The following is a 14,611-nucleotide window of genomic DNA, read 5'->3' as shown; positions in this document are numbered from 1 at the left end:
GCTAAAGCGAGTTGCCTCTGAACGATTTCCCAGGGATGTCGAGCACAGGGCCGGCTTCGTGCAGCAGCGGACGATTCTCTTCGCCGATCGGGACAGAAAATTCTCAGGGAGGAGAAAAAATGAACCTTCGTCATCTGCTGACCGCTGCCGTGCTGTCGCTTTGCGCAGGCCCCGCCGGCGCCCAGACCTATCAGCTTTCGCACAATGCCGCCGCGGGCAACCCCAAGGACGTTGCATCGCTGAAATTCGCCGAGCTCGTCGAACAGAAATCGGAAGGACGTCTCAAGATCGACGTCGGCGGCAGCGCTCAGTTCGGCGACGACGCCGAGACGATTACCAACATGCGGCTCGGCACCATTGCCTTCTCCGCCAACTCCCAGGGCACGACATCGGCCGTGGTGCCGGAAATCGCGCTCCTTGGCCTGCCGTTCCTGTTCCAGGATCTGAAACAGGCCGAGGCCGTGATGGACGGACCCGTCGGCGACAAGATCGCCGCCGCCGCCGAACAGCAGGGCCTGGTCGTGCTTGCCTGGTGGAACAACGGCATTCGCGAAACCTCCAACTCGAAGAGGCAGATCACAGCGCCGTCGGATCTCGCCGGAATGAAGATCCGCACACCGCCGGATCAGATGACCGTCGACATCTTCACCGCGCTCGGCGCCTCGCCGACGCCGATGGCCTTCTCGGAGCTCTACATCGCATTGCAGCAGGGTGTCGTCGACGGACAGGAAAACCCGCTGATCAACATACACTCGTCCAAGCTGCACGAGGTGCAGCCCTATATCTCCATGACCAACCACAAATATGAATCGACGCCGTTCCTGGCCTCGAAGATCGTGTTCGACGCGCTGCCGCCGGAAGATCAGCAGATCATCCGCGACGCCGCCCGGGAAGCCGGTCAACTGAACCGGCAGATGGTCGGCGAACAGACCACCCGCCTGCGCGGCGAGCTGGAAGCCGCCGGCGTGAAGATCAACGACGTCGACCCGGCGCCGTTCGTCCAGGCGACGCAGTCGGTCTATGACAAATGGCGGGCACAGTATCCCGACCTCGTCGACGAACTCGTCGGGGCCGCCAAAGCAGCGGCCGTCCAGTGATGGCGATGGACAACGTCCGCAATAGCGGCGCAAGTGCGGACCTGCCCGCCTTGCGCATCGCCAATCGGGTCGGCCTCGTTCTGGACATGGCCGCGATCGTCGTTGCCGTCGCCTCGATAGTCGCAATCTTCCTCGCCCTCATGACCGAGGTCGTCGTGCGCTATCTCACCCATGCGAGCCTCGGTTGGCCCAACGAAGTGCCGAACCTGCTGTTCCCATGGCTCATCATGGGAGGCATCGTACTCGGCGCGCATCGGGGATCTCATATCGCCGCCGAAGCATTCCGAAGCCTGCTCACCACCGAGCAGCTGCGCATCCTGCTGATGCTGATCCATCTCCTGGTCGCCGTGGCCTTTGCCTATCTCGGTTACCTGTCGCTTCAGGTGATCTCGATCACCAGGGCGCAGGTCTTTCCGATGACCGGACTGGGGCAGGCCTGGGCTTATAGTTCCTTGCTGTTCGGCTTCGGCGGCATCGCGCTCGCCTCCCTGGTCAACCTCATACGCGTCGCATTTTGCGACGACCCGAGGACGCTGGATAAACCGGAAACGGAGCATATGACATGACCGCGATCATGACCGGCCTCTTCGCCGCATTGCTGGCCATCTCGGTTCCAGTCGGTTACGCGCTGATCATCGCTGCGGGCGCAGCGATCCTATGGCAGGGCGGAACGCCAACCGTGCTGGCGGTGGTGAAGCTGTTCCAGCCGACCCAGAGCTTTCCGCTGCTCGCGATACCCTTTTTCATCCTGTCCGGCTCACTCATGATGTCAGGCACGCTTGGCCAGAAACTCGTGCAGTTCGCGGCAGCACTCGTCGGGCGGTTCCACGGCGGAATGGGTCAGGTCACGGTCGTCGGATCCACGATCTTCGGCGGTGTCTCCGGCTCGGCAGTCGCCGAAGCCTCCGCGCTCGGATCGATGCTGATCCCCTGGCAGAAGAAAGAGGGGTATCCGGCAGGCTTTGCGGCGGCCGTTACCGCCTCTTCCTCGACCATCGCCGGCCTGATCCCGCCGTCCATTCCCCTGATCCTCTTTTCGACGGTGGCAAATTCCTCGATTGCATCGCTGTTTTCGGCTGCAGTCCTGCCGGGATTGATGCTCGCCGGCGGGATGATGATCGTTTGCTACCTGTCCGGGCGCATTCGGAACTTCCCCCGCCTGACGGATGCCGGGCAGTTGAAGTCCTTCGGCCGATCTATGCTGTCGGCACTGCCGGCACTGGCCATGCCGTTCTTCATCATCCTGTTGCTGCGGGCGGGGATCGCAACGCCGACCGAAGTCAGCGTGATCGCCGTCTTCTATGCGCTGCTGGTGAGCCTGCTGCTCTATCGGGACCTGACCTGGGAGCGGATCTACGCAGCCCTGGTCGGAACCGTGATCACCACCGGCGTCGTCATGCTGGTCATCGCCGCATCGAGCCTCGTCGGCCACGTCCTCATTACCGAGCGTGTGCCCACCATCGTGGCCAACTGGGCACTGGAAACGCTCGGAAGCGCCATCCTGATCATCCTCATGATGAATCTCATCATGCTGGTGGTGGGGATGTTTCTCGACCTGCCCGCGGCAATCCTGCTGCTCGGGCCCACCTTCGTCGCCATCGGTCATGCAATCGGCATGGACCCAATCCAGCTCGGCGTGATGATCTGCATCAATCTTTCGATCGGACTGTTTACGCCGCCGATCGGAATTACGCTTTTCATTGGCGCCGTGATCGCCCGCGTGCCGATCGGGGCGGTGGTCAAGGAGTTGTGGCCCTTCTACATCGTTGCAGCAGCCGTCCTGGTGCTGATGTCATATGTTCCCGCTCTGACGATCTACTGAGGACCGATCATGAATGATAAGAAGAGAGTTGCATTCGTAGGCCTCGGCTCCATGGGACTGCCAATGGCCGAGAATCTGATCAGGGCGGGTCATACGGTGCGCGGCTTCGACGTTAGGGCCGCGGCTATGGAGACACTCGCTGCTACTGGCGGGATCAGGTCTGCAAACCCCGCAGAAGCCTGCTCGGGAGCAGACGTTCTCGTGCTGATGGTCGTGAATGCGGAACAGGCGCGTTCGGTGCTCCTCGAATCCGGCGCTCTTTCCTCTCTGCCCCAAGGTGCTCATATCTGCCTCATGGCAACCTGCCCGCCCGATGAGGTCAAGCGACTGGCTGACGAAGTGGAAGCGAGCGGCAGGGTCCTCGTCGATTGCCCGGTCTCCGGCGGCGTGGTCGGGGCAAAGGCGGGCGCGCTCACCATCATGGTGGGGGCTCCCGAAGAGGCGTACCACGCGGTTGTGCCTGTGCTTCGGGCGATGGGCGACAAGGTCTTCCATTGCGGACCGGAGCAAGGCCAGGGCGCCGTCGTCAAGGCGATCAACCAACTTCTCTGCGGCGTGCACCTCGCCACCGCGGCTGAGGCCCTGGCGCTCGGCGAAAAGGCAGGTGTCGACGCCGCGACCCTGCTCGAAATCGTCTCCAACTCCGCTGCCTCGAGCTGGATGCTGAAGGACCGTGGACCTCGCATGATCACGGAAACGCCGCCCGTAACCAGTGCCGTTGATATTTTCGTCAAGGATCTCGGCATCGCACTGGCAACAGGGCGGTCGGTCAGCATGGCGCTCCCGCTTGCGGCGGCCGCCCATCAGATGTTCCTGGCCGAAAGCGGCAGCGGGAATGGCCTGGAGGACGACAGCCAGGTGATTGCCGCCTATCGACGCCTGAACGGCATCACTTGACATAAACGGCGCGCGTGCAGCAATTGACGGATGGCTGCGCATCATCCTTCCGTCAGCGCGGCGGAACTCCGCCCCGGAGGCAAGCTTGCCGATCAACCCCAACCTCAACTCGCTCGCCTATTTCGAGGCGGTCGCCCGTACAGGCCGCGTTTCCCTTGCCGCCGCGGAACTGGGGGTCTCGGCAGCGGCCGTCAGCCAGCAGTTGAAGCAGCTGGAAGAACAATGGGGCGTACGGCTGTTCCGCCGAAAGGACCGGCGGCTCAGCCTGACGATCGACGGCGAGCTGCTTTTCCAGACGACGACGAGTGCTTTCCGGATGATTCGCGACGCCCGCTCGGCAGTTCTGCGCCAGCGCAACAGCCGTCAGCTGACGATGCGCTCCAGCCCCAGTTTCGCGGTCCGCTGGCTTACACCGCGCCTCAAGAGCTTCCTTGATGCCAATCCCGACTGGGGCGTTCGTGTCGATGCAACGCCGGATTTTTCCGATTTCGAGACCGAAGTGATCGACCTCGACTTGCGTTACGGTTCCGGCGCCTGGGAGGGGCTGCGTACCGAGTGCATCATCAGCGATTTCGTCCTGCCGATGTGCAGCCCCGACTATCGCGACCGGCTGCGTTCGGTCAGCGACGATCCGGTGCTGCAGTTTGCCCAGGCGCGGCTCATCCATTCGGTGAAGGCGCTTTACCAATGGGACGTCTGGCTTGTCGTCCATAACATCGACCCGCCGACGGAGCAGGCCCCGTTACGCTTCGATCGTTCCTCGATGGCGATCCAGCTTGCGCGCGACGGCGCCGGGATCGTGCTGGATTCGGCAACGCTGGCGCAAGAGGAACTGGAGCGCGGCAGCCTTGTGCCGCTGTCCACCGCGTTCGAGGTCGTCGAATTTCCCGCCTACTGGATCGTCTGTCCGAGCCGGCACATCAACCGCCGCCCGGTCCGCCTGTTTACCGATTGGATCCGGATGGAAGGAACGAAGTTCGACCGATCGGCACGCGCCCTTCTCGAAAAGCTCGGCTGCCGGCTGCGTCTCGCCAAGGACGGCGAACCCGGTCTCCGCTAACTCAGAGGCCAATGGGCAGCATTGGATTCGAAGCCGCCCCTCATCCGCCTGCCGGCACCTTCTCCATTTTCGATGCTACGGCATGCACATATCTCTTGCGCGCCGGTGCGGCGGATACTGCTCATGAAGGGGATCCCTCGGGAACCCAACCGCCTCAACCCCGCTCGGTCGGGGTTGCCCCTCAACCGGCTGCCGCCACCTTCTCCCCGCAGGCGGGGAGAAGGGATATGCCGCGCCCGTTCGCTCCCTCGGGCGGACGGTGAATGCGGGGTTCAGTTGGCGCCGCTTGTCCCTTCTCCCCGCCTGCGGGGAGAAGGTGGCGGCAGCCGGATGAGGGGCGAACGCTCCCCGGCGATGCGGGGACAATACGTGCCCCCTCTAATGATCCATGGAATCCATACGAAGATCGTCCCTGCCCTCGTCATTCCCAGACGGCACCGGAAAAGGCGTCCAGCGGTATCTTGAGGTAGCGGCGGCCATTGTCCTCGGCGGCAGGCAGTTCTCCGCCGCGAATGTTTACCTGCAGGGCATGGAGGATAAGCTTGGGCATCGGTAAGGTCTTGTCGCGCGCCTCCCGCAGGCTGACGAAATCGGTCTGCGTTTTTCCGGCGACATGCTTATTATCGGCTTTCTGTTCCGCCACCGTACTTTCCCACAGAGCGTCACGGCCGCCTGGCCGATAGTCATGTCCGGTGAAGAGGCGGGTCTCGCCCGGAAGGGCAAGAATGGCCTGAATCGAGTTCCACAGGCTCTCGGCGCTGCCGCCGGGAAAGTCGGCCCGGGCGGAACCGCTGTCAGGCATGAACAACGTGTCGTGAATGAAGGCCGCATCGCCGACGATGTAGCTGATCGACGCGAGTGTATGCCCCGGCGAGTGCAGTACGCGGACTGCGAGATTCCCGATATTGAAGATATCGCCGTCGCGAAACAGCCGATCCCACTGCGAACCGTCACACACGAAATCCGGCCAATTGTAGATCTGTTTCCAGATCTGCTGCACGCCTTTCACGTGCTCGCCGATGGCCGTCGGCGCCCCCGTTCGATCCCTGAGGTAGCGTGCCGCCGAGAAATGATCCGCATGCGGATGGGTGTCCAGTATCCATTCGACACTCAAACCCTGCTTGGCCACATGATCGAGGATGGCGTCGGCGTTCGTCGTCGCGGTAGAACCCGACTTCTGATCGAAGTCGAGCACCGGATCGATGATCGCGCATTTTCCCGTTTCCGGGTCGGCCACGACATACTGAATGCTGCCCGTGGCCGCGTCGTAAAAGGCAGCTACATCAGGCCTGTGCATGTGCCCCTCCGTTCTCGGCCGCTACACGAGGGAAGAAGATCGCACGTGCCGGATCGAAGTCGTAATCCGGTTCGAACGCCGGAGCGTCGGCAGCCAGTTTCGCGACGGAATCGAGGATGAATTTCACCTTTTCGTCCGAGAGCAGAACGCTGAAATTCAGCCGGGTGAAGCCCGGCTTTTTTATTTCGTCGCCGGCGAGAATGGCTTGGCGCATCTGCTCCGACTGCTGCGCATCGATCGACAGCAGCCTGTGAACATAGGGCCCGGCGCAGGCGCAACCGCCACGGGCCTGAATGCCGAACCGGTCGCTCAGCATGCGAGTAACGAGTTGCTGGTGCATATATCCCCCCTTGCCGTTGCGGATGCGGAAGGAAAAAATCGGTAGCCGGTCCAGCGCAGGAAGTCCAAGTATCTCCAATTGTGGGACATCCTTCCACGCGGAAAAGGCACGAACGGTAAGTTGGCGATTGCGCCGCGCCATTTCCTCCAACCCGATTGCGTGCTTGACGACAAAGGCGAGCGCCGCCCGGATGTCGCCGACGACGTTCGGCGTCCCCGCCTCTTCGCGGGCTTCGAGGCTGTCGCTGTAGTCATGCGTCTCCGGCGAGACGAATTTCACCGTCCCCCCACCCGGCCAGGAGGGCTTGTTCGTTGCCAAGCCGCCGCGCCGGACGATCAAAATGCCGGAAGCGCCCGGGCCGCCAATGAACTTGTGTGGCGAGAGAACGATGGCGTCGATCTCCGCAGAGCCGCTCGGCGACATCGAAATCGGTACATAGGGACCGGCCCCTGCATAATCCCAGATCATCTTGGCCCCGGCCGATTTCACCAAGTCGGTAATCGCCGCGACGTCGCTGGTGATTCCCGTAATGTTCGAGGCCGCGGACAATGTACAGATGGTCAGGTCGGGAGATCCGGTTCGCAGCGCCTGATCCAGAAGGAAAAGGTCCGGCCCGCCCATGGGCGACTCGGTCAGCTCTACGATTTCCGCCCCGCTTTCGCGCCAGGGAAGTATGTTGGAGTGGTGCTCGTACGGACCAATGATGACCCGTACGGTCTTCCCTGCCGCGATCGCTTCGGTGACGCCGAACAGTTTGACGAGGCGGTTCAGCCCTGAAGTCGCGCCGGATCCGGTAAAGATGACCGCATGTCTCTCATCCGCTCCGCAGCATTCGGCGATCAACGCCCGCGCCTCCCGCCGCATGCGGGTCATGAAACCGCCGCAGTAGGAAGCCTCGGTATGGCTGTTGGCGTAAAATGGCAGAACGTCTTCCAGGATGAAACGTTCAACTGTTAGAAGCGCCCGGCCGGATGCAACATAGTCGGCATAGACCAGGTTCCTGATGCCGTAGGGCCCCTCAATCTGCGAAGTGGCCCCGACGAGATCATCCCGCAGGAATTCTATAACACCGCTGCGGTCCAGCCCTCGGCGAAACCGCTCAAGAGGCGTGACGTTGTCTTTTGGCTCATAGCGGACAGCTTGCACGATCACCTCCGAGGCTTGGATGTTGACATCGATTGTATTCTGCCGCACCGTCGAAATGTTCACCTATTTTCTGCAGTTCATCCCGGATTTTGTGTCACATGATCGAATCTCAAGCTAAAGTCGATGGATTCGATCTGAAGATTCTGGCGGCGCTGCAGAAGGATTCGAACCTCTCGCAGCGCGAACTGGCCGAGAAGGTAGGGTTGTCGCAAAATGCCTGCTGGCGCCGTCTCCAGCGGCTTCACTCGATCGGAATGATCCGCGGGTCCCATAGCGATATAGATATCGGCGCGTTGGGCCTCGATCTCATCGTGTTCGTGATGATTCGCACCCGTCACCACTCCAAGGAGTGGAGCGACGGCTTCAGGGCGCATGTCGAGAAACTTCCAGAAGTCATTGATTTTTACCGCATCGGCGGGGAATGGGACTACCTGATCAAAGTCGTCACCAGGGGCATGTCCGGCTATGACGCCTTTTATCAGAAGCTCATCACAAATTTCGACCTCGCCACCGTGACGGGCTTCTTTTCGATGGAAGCGATCATTGACAACCGCCCTGTGGATTTGACGCGTCTCCGGTGAGCCTCTCGAATTGCGCACTCTCATGGCCATTGTCGATCGCTTGCGGCTCGAAACGGCCGCGGCGCGTCGTTCACGATTAGCGCCGCGTCGCTCATGGACGTTTGAAATCGGCATGCTTGTGGCCTCATGCCGCTCCCGTCCGATCGGATGCGGCGGGACGACAAGAGGGGGAGATCTGCCGTGAGCTATATCATCAGCACCGCCTATGCGGCGGTTCTTCTCAGCGCCATCTTCGTCATCGTCCGCTGGGGCAATGTCCACTGTCGCGGGCAAACTCCTGTCGGCATATACACCTTCGTGGCGCTGCTGTTCACGGCTGGACTGGATATGGGCCTGGTCATGCTCCCCTTGACCGAGTTTCCGGCCTATGCGGCTGATAGCGCCTACGGCTTCACTAATCCCCTCGCAATCGAGTTCGGCATGTGGGGACCATTGGTCTGGATGATGTACTTCCTCTCGGCCTTCTACTTCGTGGTGCTCGAGCCTCGGCTCAGAATCTTCGAGATCGCCCTCGTCAAATGGGTCTACAATCTCACGGTCATCGCGACATGCGCATTCACCTGCTATCTCTTCCTCACGGCATTGCCGAGCTATATCGAGGGAATCTCGATGCCGGCGCGCTGGGCTATCGTCGTCGCCGTCATCGCGGCGTCCGTCTATTCCAGCAGCAACGTCAGCTTCATGAAATGGCTGGCCGTCACCTCGACATGGATGTTCGTGACCCTGGCTGTCGTGGCGCTTTTGGCAGCCGCCTATTATTACAGCGATATAGGCATCAGCGGCCTTGCGTCGAATATGGGCCTGCTGTCGGACTATTTTGCCAATCTGCACCGCTTCGTCAGCCCGATCACGGAATATCACGAGTTCTACCTTTTCTGGTGGTTCTCCTGGAGCATCATGATCGGTCAGTTCGTTTCCATGTTCGTCGGAGGGCTGAGGACATGGCGGCTGGCGGTCGCCATGATCCTCCTGCCTTCGATCCCCTTGGCGGTGTGGTTCGCGGTGCTTTACATCTATTTCCAGCAGCAGATCGTTATCCCGGCTTGGCTGAACTGGTTCATGGTCACGGTCGGCATCATCTTCGTCGTGAATTCGCTCGACTCCCTGATCCGTCTCTACGGCCTCAATCTCGGCTGGACGAAGTCGCGGCTCGGAGCGAGAGCATACTATCCGCTGCACTTCCTTCTTCAGCTCGGCCTGGTCATGGCCTACCAGTTCACGCCGTTCAGGATCGAATGGGTGGGCGTGATCGTGATCGGCATTTACGCGGCGATCTATGTGCTCATTCTGCGCCACCACGTCCATGTTCGGGCGGCAGTGACCGAGGCGCGGTGCGCCGCAGCTTAAGGCCAGAGCGGGATGAGGAAAAGTGTGTGCGGTTTTCCGCCCGCATCCCGCGTCTCAACTTTTTGGAATCGATCACGTTCATGTTTTGAGGTCGACCCGACGTGATCTAGGGGCTGAATTTGCGCGGCTCGGCCTTGTCGATATCCTTTGCAACCGCCGAGGCGTCGCCAATTGCGCAAATGAGCGTAGGCTTCACGATCATCGGCATGTGGCACGGGCGCCGATGGCCGGGAGATCATAGCGCTTTCGCCCCAAGCCGAGGAGTTGCGCGCTGTGTCGGCATCCCGGAACTACTCTCCCCAAGCCTTTCATCCCGGCGAAATCGATTTACTCGGCCGTGTGTTCGAGCAACTGCTGGAAGAGCGTCAGGTACCCAACTGCGGCGACCAGGCGGAGGCGCTGGCCGCAAGATTGATCTCGATCTATCAATCGGGCGAGCGAAGGATCGAGATACTGAAAAAACTGACGCTGCATTCCTGACGCGGGCGTGGCAAACGATCGGCCGGAACGGATCGCAGCCGTCCGGAGCATTCGCGGGAAAACTGTGTGCCGTCCGGCGTCGAGATGCCCGGTTGCGGCAGGAGCAGGTTGATTCAGATAAAATTAACCGTGACAGGCGTCGGTGACCTTCTTCGTCGATGTTTGCCCCGGTTTGCTCGCATTCACCTTGCCATGATGGGGGATGGATAAAGCGGGACTCGCCTTTCTGGTGCTCATACTCGTGCTCATCTCTATCGTGATGAGCATACTTGCGGTCGAGCGAGAACCGGAGGCGCCGCCCACCGGGTCGATCATCGCCCCAGCCGTCCGAACCCGTCATGGCTGTCGGCGGCTCCAAAGAAGCCGAAGGCCATTTGCAAGATAGTACACTGTCGCACTTGGCTTCGCGGGACGCGTGGATCTCAGTTGAACGTGTGCACTCTGAGTTTCAGGCTGCCGTCTGCCTGTTTCTCAAAGACATGGGTTGCCACTCCAGCCCATGGCTGATCGGCACCTTTGGCGTCTTTGCCCTTGGCCGACCATTTCGCTGTGCCGATCAGCAGGTTGCCCTCGCCTTGCGCCTCGATCAATTCAAGCTTGTGGCCTGTCACGCCCATGCCGAAGATCCCGCCAAAGAATTTCTCAACCCCGGCAGGTCCCTTGATCACGTCATGGGTGGCAGGCAAGAAAATAGCGTCGTCCGTGTAGAACGCCGCGATGGCTTTTGCGTCCGCATTGTTGAATGCTGCGTCCCACGCCGAGTAGGCGGCCTTTACGTCGTCGCCCGGGTCGGCCCTGGCAGAGGCGAGCGAGAAGAGGCAAATACCGAACACGGCGAACATGGCAGTCAGAAGTCTGGCCATGGCATCCTCCCCAAAAGGATGGCGGCATGGAAAGATGCCGTCTTACAAAGCATACGCTCCGATTGCCGGGGAGTTAACCCACCCATTCGGGTAGCAGTAGCAGTGTTCTGATGATTGGGCGTGTTGAGATACCCGCCGCCGCTTGTTTGATCTCCTCATCCCTGTGCTCGTCACAGGGATGAGGGTGAGTGAGATTGCAGTCCTCCGGGAGGTATCCGGAGGCACCCGTCGCGCATGGCCCTGCACTTCCTTTCCATGCTCGCCTGGATTTATGGATCCTCCACAAGTCCGTCACGGCACCTATACCTCAGCCCGCAAACCCGCCCTCGTCCAGGAACCGCTGCTCATCCTCCGTCATTGCTCTTGCGAGTATCCAGTTCCGGTGCGGGAAGCGGCCGAAGCGGCGGATGATGTCGCGGTGGCCTTTGGCGTGCGAAAGGCTCGGCTCGCCGAGGCGGCGCGCAAGCTCGACCGATTGTTCCTGATCGGCGAGCCTTTCCGAGTGGGCGAAGGGAAGATAGAAGAAGAGCTTCAGGTCGGCCGGTCCCTTGAGATCGTAACCCGCGTTGATCGCCGCCCGTGCAACGCCGAGCGCCAGTGCGTCGGTCTCGTACATGCGTGGCGTGCCGCGAAAAGCGTTGCGGGGGAATTGATCAAGAAGAAGAATGAGTGCCAGAGTCTTCTCCGGCGAAACCGTCCAGTCCAGGAGCTCACCGCGTGCCGCCGCCTTATGGCTTGTGAGGAAGCGCTCGCGAAAGGCGCGGTCGAATTCGGCCTCCTTGGCGAACCACCGCGTCGGCCCCGCTTCGCGCCAGAAGCGAATGATGGCCGCTGCCTCGTCGCTCCCCGCAAGCGCCTCGCGCAGTCGCATGTTGAAGGCCCGATCAGCAGGTGCTGGCGCGCGGCTTTGCTCCTCTGCAGGCTGCGAGTTGCGCAGCGCCAGGGCTTCGATGTAGCCGATGAAATCGCTCATTTGTTCCTCCGCTTGGTTGGAGACCGCAAGGCCTCGGCACGCCGAAGGACTACGCTTTTGCCGATGCTGAATGAACTGATATGATTTCACCATTATGCTGAACGAAATTGATCTCTCTCGCGCCGACCTCAACCTGCTGGTGCTCTTCGAAACGGTATTCGACGAGAGGAATGTCGGTCGCGCCGCGGAAAGGCTGAACCTCTCCGCGTCCGCCGTCAGCCACGGTCTCGGCCGCTTGCGGCGCCTGCTCAACGATCCGCTATTCCTAAAGACGCCGAAGGGTGTGGTGCCGACCGAGCGGGCAAAGGAACTGGAGGCGCCGATCCGCGATGTCCTCGCGCGAGTGAGAACTGTCATCTCCACCGCCGAACCCTTCGATCCGGCGCGCTCCCGCCGCCGCTTCACGATCGGCACGGCCGACGGCTTTTCGGTTTTCCTGCCACCGTTGCTCGACGAGATCGCCCGCACTGCGCCGGGCATCGATCTCGTCGTCCGGCACATGCAGATGGAGACGGCGCTTTCCGATCTCGACGGGCGGCTGATCGATGTGGCGATCGCACCTTTTTACGAGCTGCCGGCCCGATTCGCCGCCCAACGGCTGTACGAGGACGACTTCGTGATCGCCGCGCAGAGCCGCCATCCCTTTCTGAAAAACCCGACGCTCGAGAACTACTGCCGCATGCAGCACCTGCTCGTCGCGCCGAGAGGCGACCCATCGGGCATCGTCGACGAGTTGCTCGAAAGCCGTGGCCTTTCCCGTCGCGTGGCCTTGGCCGTGCCGAATTTCATGCTGGCGCTCGATCTCCTCACCAAGACGCAGCTCGTCTGCGTTCTGCCGAAACGGTTCGTCGAGATGCATGCGGAGCGTTTCGCAGTCGCTACTGCAAAGCTGCCGCTGGATCTCGGCGCGCCCACCATTCAGGCGGTTGCGCCGAAGGCAGCGCTCATGGACGGCGGCCTCGTTTGGCTCCTCGATGTGCTTGGGCGAACCCACTGACGTGCAGTTTCGCAATGCCTGCTACTCGATCAATGATCCAGAGAGTTTCGGAACACGAGCTGGTGAAGATGCTCATCGCCCGTCTGGACGGACGCCAGGCGAAGGAAGCGCCGGGAGACGATTGGAAGGGCTGGTGGCCTGACGATGACGGCGGGGACGACGACGGCGGCAGCCCCGCTCCTCAAGATCGCGAGATGGCCTGACGCAAACAGAGCTGCAGTTGGATTGGCCGGATCCGCTGCAGCTCCGATTACGACGTTGCCATCAACTAGCTGGGCCCATTCGCCCCGTTCCATCCAAGGGAACCGCTTCGAACGTCGCTTCTGCTATGGAGATAGTGAGGGCGAAAGCGGGTTCAAGAGGCAGTATCGGACCTTTGTCTGGTTGATCAATGACAAAGGTCTGAGGCACGCCGCCGAGCGAAACCTTTCACGCATATTGGAGTTGTCACCCTCGAGCGGCGACCCAGCCGCTTGGGTGAGTGATGGCCTCAGAGCTGTAAAGATTGTCCCTTCTCCGCAGCTCTGAGGCTCCACCAACTACAGCGCATTGGGGAATTGATTGATGCAAGACAGAGACGACCACGCGTTGCCGGAGCAAAGTGCATCATCCGAAGAGAATACGGGACTAGAAACTGGAAAGAAAACGATTGCGAAGCGGCGGAAGTCGGTTGGCGTCATCCGCGATGCCGATCCCGGACGCCTGAAGGCGCTGGAATATCTCGGCAGAAGGTGGCTGTCACTTCGATAAGCCGGACGCGGCGTCACCCTCCCCGAAGAAGTATCGCCAGGCCGCGCTTGACGACATCAGCAAAGTCACGCCAAGCGCACTTCGCCCTTTGCGGCAGAGCGAACCTGCTGCGCGGTGATGGCGCTCTTTGGTATCTCCTGATTACGACCATGGGGTGTGGGATTACGACGGATGGGCTAATGGCCCTCAGCAGGCGTGAGGCGCTAGGTTCTTTCAGCCGTCTCGCACGGGGAGGAGGCGGTTAGAGGTCGGGCGCTTCTGGCGGCTGGCCTCGCCCTGGGGCTGACACGAAGGCGGTCAGAGGCCTGCCGCCGCCGAGGCGGCCAACCTCGCCGGCACGGTGACCAAGATGGATTACGACTGGAGCGGCAAAAGAACACGCAGAATGAAAGCTTTAAAGCTGGCCGTCATGACCGCCCTTGGAACCGCGTTGGCGGTCTTCCTGTGGGAGGCATCGACCTAATCAAAGCCGGCGAAGCTGCAGATGTGCCGCGTGGAACCTTTCCTAACAGTATCTGTTGCAACGGTTAGCTCGACGAAGTTTGCGAGCGCCGACATGGATGTGCAAAAGGCAGGAATGGCACGGCTGTTTTTGGCAGCACCAGATCTCCGCGGCAGCGCGTGGATGATGCAAAGCCCCGCATTTCGGAAGCTCTGCGAGGCTTACGAGCATGCGTGTTTGCGGCGCGACCTCCTTCGCTGCTCAGCCCTGAAAGACGAAGGGGCCCTGCTCAGGTCCGAAACGGAGTGCAAAAGCCTTGAAGCAGCCGCAATCGCTTGCATTCGCAAGCAGCGGCAATTGTCGGGGCTTGCTTGAAAGACGCCCTCAAGGCAGCACCGCCACAAGAAGCGCGGCGATATAAGCGACTGCGGCGAAAGCTGCGACCCATTCTATAACCTTGACGCGTTCGGAAGGACGCATCGCATTCCTCCTTTGGTGCGCCCCTAGCTAAGAAACGCT

Annotated in this window: 16 protein-coding genes; 12 read left to right on the top strand and 4 right to left on the bottom strand. The window is 61.0% G+C overall.

What is annotated here, in order from left to right; all coding sequences use genetic code 11:
- Window positions 1–119: 119 nt before the first annotated feature.
- The 5 genes from M1D43_RS04665 to M1D43_RS04645 all read left to right on the top strand — a co-directional run bounded on the left by M1D43_RS04665 (window position 120) and on the right by M1D43_RS04645 (window position 4,876).
- Window positions 120–1,097: a TRAP transporter substrate-binding protein gene (locus tag M1D43_RS04665; RefSeq protein ID WP_027990720.1), complete on the top strand. Its 978-nt coding sequence runs from the start codon at window positions 120–122 to the stop codon at window positions 1,095–1,097.
- Complete coding sequence (locus M1D43_RS04660) at window positions 1,097–1,663, top strand: TRAP transporter small permease (protein ID WP_010969405.1); 567 nt, start codon at window positions 1,097–1,099, stop codon at window positions 1,661–1,663. Before M1D43_RS04665 ends, M1D43_RS04660 begins: the two co-directional genes overlap by 1 nt.
- On the top strand, window positions 1,660–2,919 hold the full coding sequence (locus M1D43_RS04655; protein ID WP_153314187.1) for a TRAP transporter large permease: 1,260 nt from the start codon (window positions 1,660–1,662) through the stop codon (window positions 2,917–2,919). The genes M1D43_RS04660 and M1D43_RS04655 overlap by 4 nt, the downstream gene beginning before the upstream one ends.
- Window positions 2,920–2,928: 9 nt before the next feature.
- Entirely contained in the window at window positions 2,929–3,816 is an 888-nt protein-coding gene (locus tag M1D43_RS04650) for an NAD(P)-dependent oxidoreductase (protein ID WP_153314185.1), read from the top strand.
- A gap of 85 nt (window positions 3,817–3,901) precedes the next feature.
- A complete protein-coding gene (locus tag M1D43_RS04645) occupies window positions 3,902–4,876 on the top strand; it encodes a LysR substrate-binding domain-containing protein (protein ID WP_153314183.1) in 975 nt (324 codons plus the stop codon).
- A gap of 421 nt (window positions 4,877–5,297) precedes the next feature.
- Here the strand turns inward: M1D43_RS04645 and M1D43_RS04640 are convergent, their stop codons facing one another.
- Complete coding sequence (locus tag M1D43_RS04640; RefSeq protein WP_153314970.1) at window positions 5,298–6,173, bottom strand: MBL fold metallo-hydrolase; 876 nt, start codon at window positions 6,171–6,173, stop codon at window positions 5,298–5,300.
- Entirely contained in the window at window positions 6,160–7,722 is a 1,563-nt protein-coding gene (locus M1D43_RS04635; RefSeq protein ID WP_318853666.1) for an aminotransferase class V-fold PLP-dependent enzyme, read from the bottom strand. The genes M1D43_RS04640 and M1D43_RS04635 overlap by 14 nt, the downstream gene beginning before the upstream one ends.
- A gap of 35 nt (window positions 7,723–7,757) precedes the next feature.
- On the opposite strand from M1D43_RS04635, the gene M1D43_RS04630 reads away from it, so the two are divergent.
- From M1D43_RS04630 to M1D43_RS04620, 3 genes are all read left to right on the top strand, one after another.
- Window positions 7,758–8,240, top strand: a complete 483-nt coding sequence (locus M1D43_RS04630; RefSeq protein ID WP_003530948.1) for an Lrp/AsnC family transcriptional regulator — start codon at window positions 7,758–7,760, stop codon at window positions 8,238–8,240.
- Window positions 8,241–8,420: 180 nt separating this feature from the next.
- Window positions 8,421–9,587 (top strand): BCCT family transporter, encoded by a 1,167-nt coding sequence (locus M1D43_RS04625; protein WP_127542123.1) that lies wholly within the window; start codon window positions 8,421–8,423, stop codon window positions 9,585–9,587.
- A gap of 273 nt (window positions 9,588–9,860) precedes the next feature.
- Complete coding sequence (locus M1D43_RS04620; RefSeq protein WP_003530942.1) at window positions 9,861–10,067, top strand: hypothetical protein; 207 nt, start codon at window positions 9,861–9,863, stop codon at window positions 10,065–10,067.
- 422 nt (window positions 10,068–10,489) lie between these two features.
- Here the strand turns inward: M1D43_RS04620 and M1D43_RS04615 are convergent, their stop codons facing one another.
- Together M1D43_RS04615 and M1D43_RS04610 are read right to left on the bottom strand one after the other, a co-directional pair.
- Window positions 10,490–10,930 (bottom strand): YybH family protein, encoded by a 441-nt coding sequence (locus M1D43_RS04615; protein WP_010969413.1) that lies wholly within the window; start codon window positions 10,928–10,930, stop codon window positions 10,490–10,492.
- Between the two features lie 307 nt (window positions 10,931–11,237).
- Window positions 11,238–11,903: a DUF924 family protein gene (locus tag M1D43_RS04610; RefSeq protein ID WP_153314964.1), complete on the bottom strand. Its 666-nt coding sequence runs from the start codon at window positions 11,901–11,903 to the stop codon at window positions 11,238–11,240.
- Window positions 11,904–11,997: 94 nt separating this feature from the next.
- On the opposite strand from M1D43_RS04610, the gene M1D43_RS04605 reads away from it, so the two are divergent.
- The 4 genes from M1D43_RS04605 to M1D43_RS04590 all read left to right on the top strand — a co-directional run bounded on the left by M1D43_RS04605 (window position 11,998) and on the right by M1D43_RS04590 (window position 14,467).
- A complete protein-coding gene (locus M1D43_RS04605; protein ID WP_003530936.1) occupies window positions 11,998–12,900 on the top strand; it encodes a LysR family transcriptional regulator in 903 nt (300 codons plus the stop codon).
- 14 nt (window positions 12,901–12,914) lie between these two features.
- Window positions 12,915–13,103, top strand: a complete 189-nt coding sequence (locus M1D43_RS04600; RefSeq protein ID WP_033053202.1) for a hypothetical protein — start codon at window positions 12,915–12,917, stop codon at window positions 13,101–13,103.
- 361 nt (window positions 13,104–13,464) lie between these two features.
- Window positions 13,465–13,650, top strand: a complete 186-nt coding sequence (locus M1D43_RS04595) for a hypothetical protein (RefSeq protein WP_017273565.1) — start codon at window positions 13,465–13,467, stop codon at window positions 13,648–13,650.
- Window positions 13,651–14,206: 556 nt separating this feature from the next.
- A complete protein-coding gene (locus M1D43_RS04590; protein WP_234889527.1) occupies window positions 14,207–14,467 on the top strand; it encodes a hypothetical protein in 261 nt (86 codons plus the stop codon).
- The last annotated feature ends 144 nt before the right edge of the window (window positions 14,468–14,611 follow it).

The organism is Ensifer sp. R1-3 (assembly GCF_056739175.1).
This window is presented reverse-complemented; position numbering and strand designations above follow the sequence as displayed.

Coding starts and splice junctions, on each gene's coding strand:
- M1D43_RS04665 (WP_027990720.1), top strand. CDS start 120: ATGAACCTTCGTCATCTGCTGACCGCTGCCGTGCTGTCGCTTTGCGCA.
- M1D43_RS04660 (WP_010969405.1), top strand. CDS start 1,097: ATGGCGATGGACAACGTCCGCAATAGCGGCGCAAGTGCGGACCTGCCC.
- M1D43_RS04655 (WP_153314187.1), top strand. CDS start 1,660: ATGACCGCGATCATGACCGGCCTCTTCGCCGCATTGCTGGCCATCTCG.
- M1D43_RS04650 (WP_153314185.1), top strand. CDS start 2,929: ATGAATGATAAGAAGAGAGTTGCATTCGTAGGCCTCGGCTCCATGGGA.
- M1D43_RS04640 (WP_153314970.1), bottom strand. CDS start 6,173: ATGCACAGGCCTGATGTAGCTGCCTTTTACGACGCGGCCACGGGCAGC.
- M1D43_RS04630 (WP_003530948.1), top strand. CDS start 7,758: ATGATCGAATCTCAAGCTAAAGTCGATGGATTCGATCTGAAGATTCTG.
- M1D43_RS04615 (WP_010969413.1), bottom strand. CDS start 10,930: ATGGCCAGACTTCTGACTGCCATGTTCGCCGTGTTCGGTATTTGCCTC.
- M1D43_RS04610 (WP_153314964.1), bottom strand. CDS start 11,903: ATGAGCGATTTCATCGGCTACATCGAAGCCCTGGCGCTGCGCAACTCG.
- M1D43_RS04605 (WP_003530936.1), top strand. CDS start 11,998: ATGCTGAACGAAATTGATCTCTCTCGCGCCGACCTCAACCTGCTGGTG.
- M1D43_RS04600 (WP_033053202.1), top strand. CDS start 12,915: ATGCCTGCTACTCGATCAATGATCCAGAGAGTTTCGGAACACGAGCTG.
- M1D43_RS04595 (WP_017273565.1), top strand. CDS start 13,465: ATGCAAGACAGAGACGACCACGCGTTGCCGGAGCAAAGTGCATCATCC.
- M1D43_RS04590 (WP_234889527.1), top strand. CDS start 14,207: ATGGATGTGCAAAAGGCAGGAATGGCACGGCTGTTTTTGGCAGCACCA.